14 protein-coding genes are annotated in these 16,124 nt (G+C 60.5%); 4 read left to right on the top strand and 10 right to left on the bottom strand.

Annotation, left to right across the window (positions count from 1 at the left end; translation table 11 throughout):
• Positions 1-63: 63 nt before the first annotated feature.
• Positions 64-2,673 (bottom strand): bifunctional aconitate hydratase 2/2-methylisocitrate dehydratase, encoded by a 2,610-nt coding sequence (acnB, locus tag HBO41_RS11530; protein ID WP_017137496.1) that lies wholly within the window; start codon positions 2,671-2,673, stop codon positions 64-66.
• A 394-nt stretch (positions 2,674-3,067) separates the two neighbouring features.
• On the opposite strand from acnB, the gene HBO41_RS11525 reads away from it, so the two are divergent.
• A complete protein-coding gene (locus HBO41_RS11525; RefSeq protein WP_017137495.1) occupies positions 3,068-3,538 on the top strand; it encodes a DUF1289 domain-containing protein in 471 nt (156 codons plus the stop codon).
• A gap of 131 nt (positions 3,539-3,669) precedes the next feature.
• Here HBO41_RS11525 and HBO41_RS11520 read toward each other — a convergent pair whose 3' ends face one another.
• The gene (locus HBO41_RS11520; RefSeq protein WP_169986310.1) at positions 3,670-4,533 is read right to left on the bottom strand and encodes a universal stress protein; all 864 of its coding nucleotides are present in this window, start codon (positions 4,531-4,533) and stop codon (positions 3,670-3,672) included.
• Between the two features lie 149 nt (positions 4,534-4,682).
• Here HBO41_RS11520 and HBO41_RS11515 point away from each other — a divergent pair, with 149 nt between their 5' ends.
• The gene (locus tag HBO41_RS11515) at positions 4,683-5,285 is read left to right on the top strand and encodes a tRNA-(ms[2]io[6]A)-hydroxylase (protein ID WP_169986308.1); all 603 of its coding nucleotides are present in this window, start codon (positions 4,683-4,685) and stop codon (positions 5,283-5,285) included.
• Here HBO41_RS11515 and HBO41_RS11510 read toward each other — a convergent pair.
• Both HBO41_RS11510 and HBO41_RS11505 read right to left on the bottom strand, forming a co-directional pair.
• A complete protein-coding gene (locus HBO41_RS11510; protein WP_017137492.1) occupies positions 5,241-6,440 on the bottom strand; it encodes an MFS transporter in 1,200 nt (399 codons plus the stop codon). The genes HBO41_RS11515 and HBO41_RS11510 overlap by 45 nt on opposite strands.
• Before the next feature lie 28 nt (positions 6,441-6,468).
• Positions 6,469-6,726, bottom strand: a complete 258-nt coding sequence (locus HBO41_RS11505; protein ID WP_099549611.1) for an AMP-binding protein — start codon at positions 6,724-6,726, stop codon at positions 6,469-6,471.
• 566 nt (positions 6,727-7,292) lie between these two features.
• Here HBO41_RS11505 and HBO41_RS11500 point away from each other — a divergent pair.
• Both HBO41_RS11500 and HBO41_RS11495 read left to right on the top strand, forming a co-directional pair.
• Positions 7,293-8,000, top strand: a complete 708-nt coding sequence (locus tag HBO41_RS11500) for a winged helix-turn-helix domain-containing protein (protein ID WP_017137491.1) — start codon at positions 7,293-7,295, stop codon at positions 7,998-8,000.
• The gene (locus tag HBO41_RS11495; RefSeq protein WP_017137490.1) at positions 8,001-9,278 is read left to right on the top strand and encodes an ATP-binding protein; all 1,278 of its coding nucleotides are present in this window, start codon (positions 8,001-8,003) and stop codon (positions 9,276-9,278) included. It begins immediately after the preceding gene.
• 36 nt (positions 9,279-9,314) lie between these two features.
• On the opposite strand, the gene HBO41_RS11490 is transcribed toward HBO41_RS11495, so the two are convergent.
• The 6 genes from HBO41_RS11490 to HBO41_RS11465 form a co-directional block, all read right to left on the bottom strand.
• Positions 9,315-10,220: an HlyD family secretion protein gene (locus HBO41_RS11490; RefSeq protein WP_138450110.1), complete on the bottom strand. Its 906-nt coding sequence runs from the start codon at positions 10,218-10,220 to the stop codon at positions 9,315-9,317.
• Entirely contained in the window at positions 10,217-10,954 is a 738-nt protein-coding gene (locus HBO41_RS11485) for an ABC transporter ATP-binding protein (RefSeq protein WP_099549613.1), read from the bottom strand. Before HBO41_RS11485 ends, HBO41_RS11490 begins: the two co-directional genes overlap by 4 nt.
• An 8-nt stretch (positions 10,955-10,962) precedes the next feature.
• On the bottom strand, positions 10,963-12,093 hold the full coding sequence (locus tag HBO41_RS11480) for an ABC transporter permease (RefSeq protein ID WP_169986306.1): 1,131 nt from the start codon (positions 12,091-12,093) through the stop codon (positions 10,963-10,965).
• Positions 12,093-13,637, bottom strand: a complete 1,545-nt coding sequence (locus tag HBO41_RS11475) for a TolC family protein (protein ID WP_346342940.1) — start codon at positions 13,635-13,637, stop codon at positions 12,093-12,095. Before HBO41_RS11475 ends, HBO41_RS11480 begins: the two co-directional genes overlap by 1 nt.
• Before the next feature lie 79 nt (positions 13,638-13,716).
• Positions 13,717-15,540 (bottom strand): serine hydrolase, encoded by a 1,824-nt coding sequence (locus HBO41_RS11470; RefSeq protein ID WP_017137485.1) that lies wholly within the window; start codon positions 15,538-15,540, stop codon positions 13,717-13,719.
• A gap of 94 nt (positions 15,541-15,634) precedes the next feature.
• On the bottom strand, positions 15,635-16,123 hold the full coding sequence (locus HBO41_RS11465; protein ID WP_169986303.1) for a GFA family protein: 489 nt from the start codon (positions 16,121-16,123) through the stop codon (positions 15,635-15,637).
• Between the last annotated feature and the right edge of the window lies 1 nt (position 16,124).

Raw genomic sequence — 16,124 nt, 5'->3', positions numbered from 1 at the left:
ATTCCAGGCATAAAAAAACGCCGCGCATCTTGCGATGCGCGGCGTTTTTTAAATCACAACATCTTAGGCTTGAATCACCGGGATGTTGGCGCTTGCTGCGATTTTGCGGAACTCGGCGATCTGGTCGAAGTTCAGGTAGCGGTAAACGTCGCTGGCCATGGTGTCCAGTTTCGCTGCGTAACCCATGTACTCTTCGACGGTCGGCAGGCGACCCAGCGTGGAGGCAACTGCCGCCAGTTCTGCCGAAGCCAGGTAGACGTTCGCGCCATCACCCAGACGGTTCGGGAAGTTACGGGTCGAAGTCGATACGACAGTCGAGTTCGGCTCTACACGTGCCTGGTTACCCATGCACAGCGAGCAGCCCGGCATTTCCATGCGCGCGCCAGCCTTGCCGTAGATGCCGTAGTAGCCTTCTTCGGTCAGTTGGTGAGCGTCCATCTTGGTCGGCGGCGACAGCCACAGACGGGTTGGCAGCTGACCCTTGACCTGCTCCAGCAGCTTACCGGCAGCGCGGAAGTGACCGATGTTGGTCATGCACGAACCGATGAACACTTCGTCGATCTTCTCGCCGGCAACACTGGACAACAGACGGGCGTCGTCCGGGTCGTTCGGTGCGCAGAGGATCGGCTCGTTGATTTCGGCCAGGTCGATCTCGATGATTTCGGCGTATTCGGCGTCGGCATCGGCTTCCATCAGCTCCGGGTTGGCAACCCAGGCTTCCATCGCTTGGGCGCGACGTTCCAGGGTGCGTGCATCGCCGTAGCCTTCGCCGATCATCCAGCGCAGCAGGGTGATGTTGGAGTTCAGGTACTCGGTGACGGAGTCCTTGGACAGCTTGATGGTGCAACCGGCAGCCGAACGTTCAGCCGAGGCGTCGGACAGCTCAAAGGCTTGTTCCAGCGTCAGGTCGTTCAGGCCTTCGATTTCCAGGATGCGGCCGGAGAAGGCGTTCTTCTTGCCTTTCTTCTCTACGGTCAGCAGGCCAGCCTGGATCGCGTAGTAAGGAATGGCATGAACCAGGTCACGCAGGGTGATGCCAGGTTTCATTTTGCCTTTGAAGCGCACCAGGATCGATTCCGGCATGTCCAGTGGCATTACGCCAGTGGCTGCGGCGAACGCGACCAGACCGGAACCGGCCGGGAACGAGATGCCCATCGGGAAACGGGTGTGGGAGTCACCACCGGTACCGACGGTATCCGGCAGCAGCATACGGTTCAGCCAGCTGTGGATGATGCCGTCGCCTGGACGCAGCGAAACACCGCCACGGGTCATGATGAAGTCAGGCAGGGTGTGGTGGGTGGTCACGTCGATCGGCTTAGGGTAAGCCGCGGTGTGGCAGAAGGACTGCATTACCAGATCGGTCGAGAAGCCCAGGCACGCCAGGTCCTTGAGTTCATCACGGGTCATTGGACCGGTGGTGTCCTGGGAACCTACGGTGGTCATCTTCGGTTCGCAGTAGGTGCCAGGACGAACGCCTTTGCCTTCTGGCAGACCGCAGGCCTTGCCGACCATTTTCTGTGCCAGGGTGAAGCCTTTGCCGGTGTCGACAGGTGCTTCAGGCAGTTTGAACAGGTCGGTAGGGCCAAGGCCCAGTTCAGCACGCGCCTTGTCGGTCAGGCCGCGACCGATGATCAGCGGGATACGGCCGCCGGCGCGAACTTCGTCCAACAGAACCGGGGTCTTCATTTCGAAGGTGGTCAGGACTTCGTCGGTGCCGTGTTTGCAGACTTTGCCAGCATGCGGGTACAGGTCGATCACGTCGCCCATGTTCATGTTGGTGACGTCGAATTCGATTGGCAGTGCGCCGGCATCTTCCATGGTGTTGTAGAAGATAGGAGCGATCTTGCTGCCGAAGCAGAAGCCGCCGGCGCGCTTGTTCGGCACGTAAGGTACGTCGTCGCCGAAGAACCACAGTACCGAGTTGGTTGCCGATTTACGCGACGAACCGGTACCCACCACGTCGCCGACGTAGGCGATCGGGAAACCTTGGCCGCGCATTTCTTCGATCTGCTTCATCGGGCCGGTTTTGCCTTGCTCGTCCGGCACGATGCCTTCGCGCGCCATTTTCAGCATGGCCAGAGCGTGCAGCGGGATGTCAGGGCGGGACCAGGCGTCCGGGGCAGGGGACAGGTCGTCGGTGTTGGTTTCGCCGGTGACCTTGAAGACGCGCAGGCTGATCTTGTCGGCCAGGGTTGGGCGGTTGCGGAACCACTCGCCGTCAGCCCAGGACTGGATCACGCCTTTGGCATGTTCGTTGCCGTTCTTGGCTTTTTCGGCCACGTCGTGGAACGCATCGAACATCAGCAGGGTGTGCTTGAGTTGGGCGGCAGCGACAGGTGCCAGCTCGGCGTCGTCCAGCAGCTCGACCAACGTCACGATGTTGTAGCCGCCTTGCATGGTGCCAAGCAGTTCAACCGCGCGTTTCTTGTCGATCAGGGGAGAAGTGACTTCGCCCTTGGCCAGGGCGGACAGGAAACCGGCCTTGACGTAGGCAGCCTCGTCAACGCCTGGTGGAATGCGGTTGGTGATCAGGTCAACGAGAAATTCTTCTTCGCCAGCCGGAGGATTCTTCAGCAGCTCGACCAGGCCTGCGGTTTGTTCGGCGTTAAGCGGCTGGGGAACGATACCCAGTGCTGCACGCTCTTCGATATGTTTGCGGTAGGCTTCAAGCACAGTTATTACCCTCATCAGTGGTCCCACGGGACGCTCATCCAGAAATGAACGGCACGCATGCGCTCGGGGGCTTTTTGGGCCGCAAAGCCAGCGCTGCCGGCATTCCTCACAGAAGCTGCTTTCAAAGTTTTACGCCTGCAGAACGGAGCTGATGAGGGTTGGCGCGGGCTCTGACCTACCGGGTCGAACCTGCGCCAACACCGTTCTGAAGGAACGACTGTGCTCGTGACGCTTTGAAAACAGCTTCCAGCGGATTATTGGCGCCTTACAAGGCCGGATGATTCTACGGCAAAAAAAATCTAAAGGTAAGTTACCTAGCCAAGTTTGCTGGGTGATCAACCTTAGACAAAGGGCTAACATGGCGCACTGTTTCGCTGATTTGTGTGCATTGCCCATGTCCAACCAAGCCATCAAGACCCCCTGCGTCGGCCTGTGCTCCACGGTTTACGGCGATCTCGTCTGCCGCGGTTGCAAGCGCTTCCACCATGAAGTGATTCAGTGGAATGGCTATAACGAAGAAGAAAAACGTGCGGTATGGCTGCGGTTGGAGCAACTGTTGGTGCAAGTGATGGCCGGCAAACTGGAAGTCTTCGACCCCAAGATGCTGCGCGGGCAGCTTGAGCTGCGCAAGATTCGCTTCGTGCCGCACCAGTCCGAGTACTGCTGGGCCTACCAGTTGATCGCCCGAGGCGCGCGGGTGATTTCCAACCTTGAAGCCTATGGCATGGTGTTGCTGCCGGAGTTTCGTGAGTGGGCACTCCCGGAACTGCGCGATGCCATCGATCGTGAGTTCTTTATCTTGTCCGAGGCGCATTACCAGCGCTATATCGCGCCGGGGTTCCTGAGAGACGCACTGGGACACTGACCGCGCAGGTCAATGTGGGAGCTGGCTTGCCTGCGATGGCGGCAGATCAGCCAAAGGTGTTTTGACTCAAAGGTCGCTATCGCAGGCAAGCCAGCTCCCACCTTTGATCTCCATAGTCTGAAGAGGCTATGTCAGGCCTTGGTGGCCAACTCCTCAAGGTGATCCATCAACGCCTGCGGCTTAAGTACCAGCACATCACCTTCCACCGCATCCAGCACCACCTCCGCCGTATTGCCGATCAATGCGCCGGAAATCCCGGTGCGCGCCACTGTGCCGATAATGGTCACCGCCGCTTGCAGTGTGTGCGCGGCATAGGGGATCAACACATCCGCCGGGCCTTCCTCAATATGCAAGTGGGTGTCGTCGATATCAAACTCGGCCTGGAACGCCTTGCATTGCTCGCGATAGCGCGCCTCGATAGTTTCCTTGAGCTGGAAGGTCGGGTCTGCTGCTGACAGCATGGGGGACGGGTGAGCGCTGATCACATGCAACTGGGCCTTGGCCAGGCTTGCAATATCGAACCCATGGTCGACGATAGCGTTGTGCAGTGCCTGGTGTTCGCTGTCGGTGTTGCCCACATCAATGGCCGCCAGCACCACCTTGCCGGCCCAGGGCGTCGAGGTTTTTACCAGCAGCACCGGCGTAGGGCAGTAGCGCAGCAGTTTCCAGTCTGCTGGCGTCAGCAGGGCCTTTTTCAATGGACTGTCCGGAAAGTGCTGCTTGATCACCAGGCCACAGCCTTCGGCCTGCTGCACGTCGATGATGGTTTCATGCAGGCTGTCATTCCACGCCTGCTCGGTGGTCACGCTGTAGCCGTCCTCCTGCAGGCCGGACTTGAGCAGGCTGAGCAGCGCCGAATGCTCGTGCTTTTTGTCGCACACCAGCAAGTGCAGGTGCGCGCCGGTGACCCCGGCAATCAGCTTGGCGCGCTTGAGCGCGAGGCTTTCGGAATGCTCGGGTTCGATAACCACCAGGATGCTGCGGATGGCTTGCATGGTCGGGGTCTCCAAAGGGTGGGCCTGGAACAACTATAGTTGCTGCCCGCCAGACGTCATGTTGATGCACATCAAAGCCAGTAGCTGGTGGTCTGCGGCGGGGTCGGTATAATCGCCGGCCTTTTGTGATCCTTTTGCCCGTGAGCCCGATGAACCTGCCCGAAATCCACGAATTCCTCGGCTGCCGCACCCCCGACGCCTGGGTCCAGGCCGCGCTGGCCGATCAGCACACCCTGCTGATCGACCACAAGAACTGCGAATTCAAAGCCGCCAGCACCGCCCTCAGCCTGATCGCCAAGTACCACGCCCATGTGGACCTGATCAGCATGATGTCGCGCCTGGCCCGTGAAGAGCTGGTGCACCACGAACAGGTCATGCGCCTGATCAAAAAGCGCAAGATCGAGCTGCGCCAACTGCATGCCGGCCGTTATGCCTCGGGCTTGCGCAAGGTTGTGCGCAGCCATGAGCCGGTCAAGCTGGTGGACACGCTGGTGGTCGGCGCCTTTATCGAGGCGCGCAGTTGCGAGCGTTTCGAAGCCCTGGTACCGCATTTGGACGAAGAACTCGGCAAGTTCTACTTCGGTTTGCTCAAAAGCGAGGCCCGGCACTTCCAGGGTTACCTGAAGCTTGCCTACCAGTACGGCGACGCCAAGGACATCGCCCAGGTGATAGAACGGGTGCGCGCCGCCGAGCAGGAACTGATCGAGTCACCCGACATCGAGTTCCGCTTTCACAGTGGCGTGCCAACCTGAGGCGACGGCCACGCCGATCAGTGCGGTGATCCCGGCCAGCAGCAGGATCACCGTTTGCGTGCCCAACGGCGCCGCCAGCACGGCAATCAACAGACCCGCCAGCGGCTGCGCCAGGTTGTTGAGCAAGGTGATCACGCCCACTGTCTTGCCGAAGTCCTGCACCGGAATCACCCGCTGGCGGGTGCTGCGCATGTACACGTTGAACATCTTGTCGAAGCCGGTGATCAGTAAAAATCCCAGGGTGTAAGCCCACAGGGTAGGGCTGACGGCCATGACCAGTGCCCCCGCCGCGATCATTGAATAAGACAGCCCGCCCAGCACCTTCAACGGCAGGCTGGAACGCGCCAGGTAAAACAGAATGACGATGGTCACCACCGCGCCCGCAGCCTGCAACAACGCATAGGCATCTTTGCCGGCGTCGAACAGGCCAGTGACCATGGCCGCGGACGTGGCCAGCGTTACCCCGATGATCAAGTTGACGCCCACCGCCAGGGCAATGACCCGCTTCAGTTCCGCCAGTTTGCGGATATGCCCGAAGGCAATGCGCAGGGGTTGCAGCCAGATATCCTGATGTTGCTCAAAGCTCTCCAGACTGACCGTGGTGTTGCGCTGCCACACCAACATCGCCAGGTCCGCCAGCACAAACAGCCCGGCAATGCCCACCACCACCCACGGCCACGCCCACACCTCCAGCATCAGCGCCGCCACCAGTGGCCCCAGCACCAGGCCGCTCTGGTCGGCGATCTGTGAGTAGGACAAGGTCTTGGCATAGGTGTAATGCTTGAAGATATGCGGCATCACCACTTCGCGGGCCATGATGCCCTGGGTCGTCAACACGCCGCACAGCGCCGACAGGATGACCAGCCAATAGATGCCGTCGAACACGCCATACAACGCCACCGCCAGCACGCACGCCAATGCGCGGTAAACCTGGCTGATATGCAGGATGCGCACCGGCGAGAACTTGTCGCACAATGCGCCGCACACCGGGAACGCCAGGTAACGCGGCAGTGACTCGACGAAAAACGCCAAGCCAGCCCACGACACACTGTTGGTGGTTTGGAATACGATCAGCGGCACGATAAATAACAGAATCTGGTCCGCCAGCCGCGACAGGAACAGCGAGATAAAAAAAGCCAGGTAGTCCTTGCGCATGGTGCTCTCGTTTCAATCGATCAAAGCGTCAAGTGGGGTGCGTTGCCGCCGTAATTGCACCCACGCGCAGGACGGCGAGATAAGCGGCAATGAGATCGATGCAGATCGGTGAATACAGGGCGACGCGATCGCCTGGTTGAACACCGCTGGCGACCAGCAGTCGGGCTATTTGTGTCGTTCTTGCTTGAAGCATTCCATAGCTGTAATGGACGGCATCGAGCGCAACAGCGCACTTGTGCGGGTGGCGGGAGGCGTTATGTTCGATGACCTCGTGATACAAAAGCATGGCGTGTACCTGTATTCAATAACACGCTTAAATAAAGACAGAACGGCTGTGTGAGAGCGGTTCGCTAAATTAAATAAAGGCTGTGTTTGAATAAAGCGCTGAGGTAAGCGCCAGGGGTAGCAATCGATAAAAGTTGCGGGTGCACAATATCAACTCCTTTGATATTTATTTTAATTATCTTCCATGACTTTCACCGGCAGGTGTCGCTGAAAAGTGCATGGATAGTTTCATTGGCGTTGTTGGGCTGTCAACGACGGCCGCGTCACTGTTTTGTCACTGCGTCGTGACAATTTAAGCCGTTTACTCAATAAATGTTAGTGTCGAAACTTCCGAAAATGACGTGAGTTATGGCTGTCAGAAAAATCACTATCTTTCTTGGGCAAGGCTGCGAACGCCGCGATTTGATACGTTAAAAACTCCGGGTGAAATGTTAAAAACCTTTAAAAACATGAAGGTTGTTCGAAAGCCCCACAGAAAGGCTTTTTTTGCCGCGCCCAGTACCTTTTCAGGCCAGCTTGCCACCTATAATGCTCCAACTTCAATCCGCGCATCCACACTGAGAACTTATGGAAAACCTGGGTCTGGGCAAGGTCCTGCTCGTTGAGGACGATGAAAAGCTGGCAGGGCTGATCGCGCACTTCCTGTCGCAACACGGTTTCGAGGTGCGCGTGGTGCACCGGGGCGATGAGGCCCTGGCGGCCTTTCTCGACTTCAAGCCGAAAATTGTGGTGCTCGACCTGATGCTGCCGGGCCAGAGCGGGCTGCACGTGTGCCGGGGAATTCGCAGCGTGTCCGACACGCCCATCGTCATCCTCACCGCCAAGGAAGACGACCTGGACCACATCCTGGGCCTGGAGTCGGGCGCCGATGACTACGTGATCAAACCGATCAAGCCGCCGGTATTGCTCGCCCGCCTGCGCGCGCTGCAGCGCCGCCAGGTGCCGGAGCCCACGGTGCGCGGTGCGCTGGAGTTCGGCCGCTTGTCGATTGATCGCAGTTGCCGGGGCGTCAGCCTGGGCGGTGAGGCCATCGACCTCACCACCATGGAGTTTGAGTTGCTGTGGCTGCTGGCCAGTCACTCTGGGACTATCCTTTCGCGCGACGACATTCTCAACCGCATGCGCGGTATTGCCTTCGACGGCCTGAACCGCAGTGTCGACGTATACATCAGCAAATTGCGCAGCAAGCTCAATGACAACCCGCGCGAACCGGTGTGCATCAAGACCATCTGGGGCAAGGGATATCTGTTCAATCCGTTTGCGTGGGAGGTTTAGATGCTGCGCCTGTTTCTGCGCCTGTATGTGATCCTGGCGCTGGGGTTGGCCGGGGCAATCTGGCTGGTCAACTACACCTTCGATGAGTTATTGCCCGAGGCCAACGAGGTTTATAACCGTGAAGCCTTGCGCGGGCCGGCCTATGGCCTGGTCGAGCAACTGCGCCCGGTGCAGGGGGCGGCCCGCGATGCGCGCCTGGCTGAGCTGCAACCCCATTATGGTTTGCGCCTCAAGCTGGTGCCGCGCGACACGCTGGCGCTCAATGACCGCGAACAGCAACTGTTGGCGGGCGGCCAACTGGTGGTGCGCGGCGACTTCATGGAGTTCCTGACCACCATTGATGGCGGCCCGCAATTGTTGCAGATCAAGCTGCCGGAAGAGCCCAAATGGTTGTACCTGTGGGCCTATGGCTTCCTGGGTGTGAGCCTGGCCATCGTCCTGTATTTTTGGGTACGCCCGCATTGGCGCGACCTGGAGCATATCCGCCTGGCCGCGCAGCGTTTTGGCGATAACGACCTCGGCTCGCGCATCCTGCTGCCGCGCCGTTCCACCGTGCGTGAGCTGGCCGGGCACTTCAACCAGATGGCCGAGCGCATCGAAAGCCTGATCGCCAACCAGCGTGAACTGACCAACGCGGTGTCCCATGAGTTGCGCACACCGATTGCGCGCTTGTCGTTTGAGCTGGACCAACTCAAGCAACAGGCCGACCCACGCCAGAGCCGCGAATTGATCGCCGATATGTACGCCGACCTTGGCGAACTGGAAGAAATGGTGTCTGAGTTGTTGACCTATGCCAGCCTGGAGCGCGGCGCCACACAGGTCACCCGGGAAAATATCGAAGCGCATAGCTGGCTCGATAGTGTGATCGGCAGTGTGGCCCTGGAAGCTGAAGCCGCGGGTGTGCAGCTCTCGTTGCGCACCTGTGACGTCGACTTTATCCAGATCGAGCCGCGCTTTATGGCGCGCGCAGTGATCAACCTGCTGCGCAATGCCATTCGTTATGCCGAGCGCCGTGTAGAAGTGTCGCTGGTCAAGTTCGGCAATGGTTACGAAGTGCGGGTTAATGATGATGGCCCAGGTGTGCCGATGGAGGGCCGTTCCAAAATCTTCGAACCCTTCCTGCGCCTGGATGCCAGCCGCGATCGCCGCACCGGTGGCTTTGGCTTGGGCCTGGCGTTGGTCAAACGCGTCAGCCAGTGGCATGGCGGGCAGGTTGAAGTGCTGGACTCGGAGTGGGGCGGGGCGTCGTTTCGGATGACGTGGGCGTATGGCGAGTAGGCGGTTGCCGGCGGTCGCGGGCAGCCGCCAAGGGCATTAAGGTGCCCCGAACCGTACCAGCATGCGCTGGCCCACACGCAGTGACGCAGGTGCAGGTTGTTCGAACGCCACTATGCATTCCACGGTACGCATATTGGCTCGTGCCTGTGGGTCGCCTTCAAGCGTGCTGTTACCCAGCACGGAGCTGATACGCACCACATGACCGGACAGCGACGGTTGGTCGTTGCCGTTTTCGGTCGATATTTCGGCTTTCATACCGGCGTGGACCTGCGCAATAAACGACTCGTTGAGCTCGGCTCGCACGATGCGTACCTCGTTCGGCAGCAACACGAAGGCAGGCCCTGACTCCGATGAAACGGTAGCGCCAGGTTGGGTCAGGCGCCGCACGACTTCGGCGTCCGCCGGTGCATAGAGGTTGCGCTGGGTCAGTTCGTAGCGCGCACCGGTGAGTGTTCTTGTGGCGGCTTCGAGGTGTCCTTGGTTTTTTTCAATAGCGTCGCGCAGTTGCTCGGCGGCCTCGCGCGCATCATCGGCACTCTGGCCATCTGCGGCTCCAGCCGCGGCCGCCTTTGACAGGCGCGTGGCTTTCTGGTCGGCAAAGTTGAACTGTCTTTGCAGGTGCCTGGCGTGCACTTGAGCCTGTTGTTGGTCGGCAAGCGCGGCACTTACGGCCAGGCGCGCCTGTTCGCTGTCCAGGGAGGCGAGCAGTTGGCCTTTTTTTACAGAATCACCTTCTTTGACTTTGATCTCGGCCACCACGCCATCGCGGGCAAACTGCAGGTTGAGCAGGCCACCCTCGACATCGACGCGGCCGCGAGCCACTGCCAGGTAAGTCGGCGACGAGGCCGTGGCTTGAGCCGGCGTATCCTCCCGTGAACAGCCGTTCAGGAGCAAACAGGCACTGAACAGGGTCAGCCAAGGGGAGAGGGAGCGGACATTCATACGCAGTGTTCCTGGGGGGCGGCAGGGCTGGCGGGCCGCAGGTGATGGTGGGAGTCGCTGATGATGCGGCCGTCTTCAATGGCCAATACACGGTCGGTGTGGCTGATCAAACGCGGGTCGTGGCTGACGCACAGCACCGTAGTGCCGCGTTCACGGGCGATACGGTGCAAGATATCGATCACGATCTGGCCGTTGGCCGCGTCCAGGGCGCTGGTGGGTTCGTCTGCGAACAGCAACTCGGGCGCCTTCGCCACGGCGCGGGCGATAGCCACCCGTTGTTTTTCTCCCCCGGACAGCGCGGCCGGGCGCAAGGCCATGCGCGAACCGAGGCCTACATCTTCCAGAGCCTGAGTCGCGCGCCTGCGCACTTCCTGCGAAGTGAGCCCGAGGTAACTCAGGGGCAACTCGACCTGTTGCAAGGCCGTCAGCGCCGGGAACAGATTGAAGCCTTGGAATATGAAGCCCGTGTGATGCAGCCGAAAATGCTCCAGCGCCCGTGGGGCAAGCGTTCCCAGGCTTTGCCCGAGGGCCTCCACACGGCCTTGGTCGGGTTGCTGCAAGCCGCTGAGAATCGCCAGCAGCGTGCTTTTTCCGCAACCGGATGGCCCCGCGATCAGGGTCAGTTCCGCGGGCCTTATTGCCAGGGTGATGTCGTGCAGTACAGGGGTCATAACCTGGCCTGATACAAATGCCTTGCCGATGCCAGTGGCATGCAGGGTGAAGGATGTGGTCATCGTGGGTTCTATCTCAAAAGGCTTGCTGGGTCGGCATGACGCAATGAGTGCATCGCGGCCAGGCCGGAAACCAGGGCCAGGGTCATGTTCAAGAGCAGGCAGGCCAGGGCTGCGACGGGGGAAAGAGTCATCGGAACGTTGTAGTAATGCGCCAGGGCGAAGAACAGACCGGTCAGCCCAGTGCTGCCCAGCAAGCCCAGGGCGCCCACCCAGAACGCTTGTTCCATCACGACTTTGCGCAGAGACGTGACGCCGACGCCGAGGGCGTTAAGGGTTGCGTATTCGCGGATCGATCCAATCACGGCCGCCACCAGGGTCTGGCTGGTAATCACCGCCCCTACCAGGAACACGATCACTGCCAAAAACAACACACCCGCGCCGGCCCCGGTGTCGAACATCCAATGCATCTGCGAGCGGTAGCTGAACTGCGCTGCGGTCCACACCGCGTATTTGCCGAATGCCGGGCTGCCGTCGATGCGTGCTGCAACCGCGTCCGCCTGACTTGGGTCTCGGACCTTGGCCACCCAGTAGGTTATGCGATCTGTATCGGCGCTCGTATCCAGCTGGCGGGCCGTGGCTAACGATGCAATCACGTTAACCCCACCCAGTGCGCGTAATCCGCTGATGACGCCGACTACATGCACCCGGTGGCCGTTGATAGTGGCCGCGTTTCCAGGATCAAGGCCCAGGCTGTCGAGGTCGGCGCGGTCAACGATGACCGCTCCCGGTTCATTCAGGCGTGCCCGCAACGAGCCGGGCAGTAAGCGGGCGAACATCAAACCTTGTGGGTCTGCGTCGATACCGGAAACAAATACCGAGACTCCACCTGTGTCCTGGGTACCCCGCCAGTCAGCATCCACCCAGCGGTAGGGCTCGACCCTGAGGACATCGGGGTCCATGCGTATACGCATCTCTACACCGGCATCGATCGGTCGACCCAGGTTGACGCTTTGGGTGCCGGGGTAGCCCACCCAAAGGTCGGCGCGCGAGCCGGTGACGTACACACTGGCGCTGCTGAAGATACCCAGTACCAACGCGGTCTGAAGCAGTTGCAGCAGCCCTGCGAAGCCCACTGCAATAATCGCTGGCAGGAAGCGCCGCCATTCATGGATCAGCGTCAGGCGTGCAAGCGCAACCATCAGTCAGTCTCCTTATGGCGCGTGGCTGTCTGAGGTGCAGCGCTTGGCAACGGTGCGCCGCCGAGTGCCTTGTAGAGTGCGACGTAGGCAATGGCACGCTCGGTGCCGGCCCGGTCGACTTGTTGCTGCGCATGCAGTGTCTGAACCTGCGCTTCTACCAGGTCCAATGGACTCAAGAGCTTCAACGCTGCCCGTTGTTGCAGTGCGCCAAGCTGGGTTTGCCTGGCGGCATAGGCCTGACGGGACAATTGTTCGCGTGCACGTAATTGCTCCAGGTCACCCAAGGCGTTTTCGACTTCGGCAACCCCCTCCAGCACCGCTTGGCGATACCCAAGGACGGCGGCCTGCAGATGGTGGTCCTTGGCTTTCGCAGCCGCCACACGCAGGCCCCAGTCGAACAAGGGAATACTGATGCCGGGGCCCGCCGAGAAGATGCTGTTGCCATTGGGGGTATTGTTGCGGTTGCTGGCGATATTGAGCGACCACTGCAGTGAGGTGCCGAAGCTGATGTGCGGGTAAATATCGGCCTGGCTCATGCCCAGCTCACCGGCGGCGATAATCACCGAGGCTTCGGCGCCGGCAATTTCCGGGCGGGTGCGCAACAGGTCTGTGGGAACGCTATTGAGTTGCCAGTCACCGAGCGTCGGTAGCCGCCCCGGTTGCAGCCAAAGAGGGTCGGGCGCGCTCTGGCCCAACAATAATGCCAATTGCTGCGCGCTGCGGTTTGTCCGCTGGTGCACGCGCGTCAGCGCCATTTCAGCGAGGGCCAGTTCAGCCTGTGCAGCGGCAACGTCTGCGCAGGAGGCCAGTGCGAGCTGTTCCCGGGCGCGCAGCCGTGCCAGTTTTCCATGGCCAACTTCGCGCAGGGTTGCAAGGGTCTGCTCCGTTTGTTGGGCTGCTCGCAATTCGATCCAGCGCCGGCTGACTTCAGCCACCAATGAAACTTGTAGGGTGCGCAGGTTGTTATCCGCCAATGCCTGGTTCCCTTGGGCGAGGCGCTCGGCACTTTGTTGCATGCCAAACAATGGCAACTCCCAGACCGAATCGAAGCCGATCAGGAAATAAGAAGTACTGGTATCAGGGCTGACGGCATCCTTGGTTTTTATACTCAGCGAGGGCAGGTAAGGGGACTGCGCGTGCTGGCTCATAATCCGGATGGCGCGCAAGCGCTCCACCGCTACGGCGACGTTCAGGTTGTTTTGCAGTGCACGATCTACCAACGTATTGAGCTGGGGGTCGTTGAATGCATGCCACCATTGGTTCAGGTCGGGTGGGGGCGGCGCAAGAGAAGGTTGGACGTTGCGCCATTGCTCCGGTGTAGACGGTTTCAATACCGGCAGGGGGGCTGTTGAGCATCCTGCAAGCGCCATTGACACTAACGAGAGTGCACATAGCGATCGAAAGGCATGCGATCGGTTAAGAGGCTTGATGGTCGTTCCCCGGTTAAATACGGATACTGCGGTATTCATGCGATGGGCGCGTTGGTCGGCGCGCCAATGCACGATGTCACTGATCGGTTGATATTGAATGAAGCGTTCGAGCACCAACGTAGCGGCAGGGGGTGTTCAGTTCTGTTGGTAAATTGTATCGGTGCGCAATGATGGCTTTTGCTTCAGCCCAGGTTCAGAAACTCAAGGGTTTATCTCGCGATTGCGTGCGTTTGAAGGAGTAACCCGAAGCGCTGAGTCCGTTTACCTGGCGGCTTACCGTGTCGCCCAGGCCGTAGCCGTTGCCGGCCAGCACCGCGTGGGCGTTGTCGACGGGAAGCAGGATGTAGTCGGTGAGCGGCTCGTTGTGCAATTGGCCGCGAATCACCAGAAAGCCTTCTTCCAGGCGCACGCTGATACCGCTCAACGGCGCGTCGGGTTCGTGGGTGTTAAGCACCTGGTAGGTGCCGATGGTGTTGGCCCACGCCAGCGGCAGCGGCGGCGGGTCGATGCGCTCGCCGATGGCCAGGCGTTGGCCATGGCTGCGGGCCGTGAGTACTTGGCGGCCCTGCACCGTGACCACGTCCAGCTGCACGCGGCCCAGCTCACCCAAGTCCTTGAGCCAAAAGCCAAGGACTTTTTTCTGCGCGCGCAGCCAGCCGTGTTCGTCGCGCAACAACTCGAAGTCAAACCCGGCCAGCTCACCGCTCAGTCGATCGCCCTCATCCTTGACCCGGAATACGCCCCAGGCCGTGGCATAAAACCCGGCCAGGCGCTTGCGGTCGACGGCGGCGGGCACCTGGCGCAACTTGAGCCCATGGCTGGGCGCCTGGCAGTCGTCGGCGCACACGGACTGCCCGGTTTGCGCCTGGAACATCAGGCGCAGGGTCTCGGTGGCCAGGCGCGCGACCAGTTCTTCGGCGTTGCTGTCATTGGCCATGATGATCACCGCCAACTGCTGGTCTGGCAGCACGCTCAGCTGCGCGGCAAAATCATCGCCGCCGCCACTGTGCTGGTAAGTGCGCACGCCGGGGGCGACGGGTTCATCGCCGCAGGGCGCCAGGAACCAGCCCAGGCCCATCTGGCAATCGAAGTCCAGGGCATTGCCGGTGTTTTGCTGGGTGAACATCTGATCAATCGACGGGCTCTCAAGCACACGGTTGCCCTTATAGAGGCCGTGGGCAAACAGCATCTGCACATAATGGCTAAGGTCTTTGGGGCTGGCCCACAAGCCGCCGGCGGCAAGGTCACGCACCTGTGCATCGGTACTTGCCACGCCGTCTTCGTAGCCCAGGGCGCGAAAGCTCAATTGCGTGCCGGTGCCGACAAAACTCGACTGGTTCATCTCCAGGGGCTTGAGCAGGCGGCTTTGCAGTTGGGCTTCAAAACTCTTGCCGCTGCTGCGCTCGATGGCCGCACCGACCAGCGAATAACCGAGGTTGGAATAGGCCACCTGCGAGCCTGGCGGGCTGCTCAGCCATACACCCGACACCCGCATCGGCATCTGGCCCATGGCGTAAGTGCTGCGCACGTCGCGCAGGTGCTCGCTGGGCAAGCCGGATTGATGGCTGAGCAGGCGGCGCAGGGTGATGTCGCGGTCGGCGGCGGCCTGGTCAGTATGAAAGCGCGAACGCACGTAGAATTCGCGCAAGGTCTGCTGGATCGGCGCGTCGAGGGCCAGGCGCTGTTGGTCGACCAACTGCATGGCCGCTGTGGCCGTCAGTAACTTGGAAATGCCGCCGGCGCGAAACGCCGTGTTGGCGGTCACCGGCACACCCTGGGCCTTGTCGGCCAGGCCAAAGCCGCGCGCCCAGATCAGCTCCTGGCCATTGACCAGCGCAATCGACAAACCGGGCACATTCTCGCGGGCCAGGTCCTTGGGGATGCGCGCTTGCAGGTAACGGATGATCGCGCCGTAATCGCCCTTGGGAATCGCGGGCGGGGCAGGCGGCTGCACGTGGCAGCCGAGCGTGCCGAGCAGGCAACCCCATAACGGAATACCGCGCAATGTGCGAAACATGAAGAGCACCCGAATGGTGGTTTGGATGCTCGAATGCTAAGGCGATGCTGGCCAACAATCTTTGAGAGCTTTGTCGAGAAACTGTCAAAGAGTGTTAACGCGCGAGCCCCAAACGCTCATGCCACTGGGCGATGGATTCTTCGGGGTACCCGTCGAACTGCAAATCGCCCTTGCGCACACTGACTTCGACCCACGGCACCTTCGAGCCGAGCATCAGGTGCGTGTGCTCGGGCGGCACCGGCAATGGCGTGTCGATGGCCGAAGCAAACGGGTGAATCAGCTCTGGCCATTCGGGGCTGAACAGCCACAAGGCGCTGCCGCATTGCGAGCAAAAATGCCGTTCGGCAGTGCTCGCATGCGCGCGGCTGGCGCCTTCGGGCTTGAGCCTGGCGTGGTAGACCGAGATCAGCTTGCGCCCGCGTACCTTCAAACTCTTGGCGTCGCCGCCCAGGTTGATCGCATAACCGCCGCCGCCTTGGGTCTTGCGGCAGATCGAGCAATAGCAACGCTGGTACGGGTAGGGATGCTGGCTGTTCAGGCTGAATGTTACGGCGCCGCAATGGCAGGATCCTTCGAGTTGCATG

Origin of the sequence: Pseudomonas sp. WS 5146, from assembly GCF_012985495.1 — a bacterium.
Taxonomy (GTDB): Bacteria; Pseudomonadota; Gammaproteobacteria; order Pseudomonadales; family Pseudomonadaceae; genus Aquipseudomonas; species Aquipseudomonas edaphica.
Note: the sequence above shows the minus strand (reverse complement) of the source record. Positions and strands in the feature narration are given on the sequence as shown.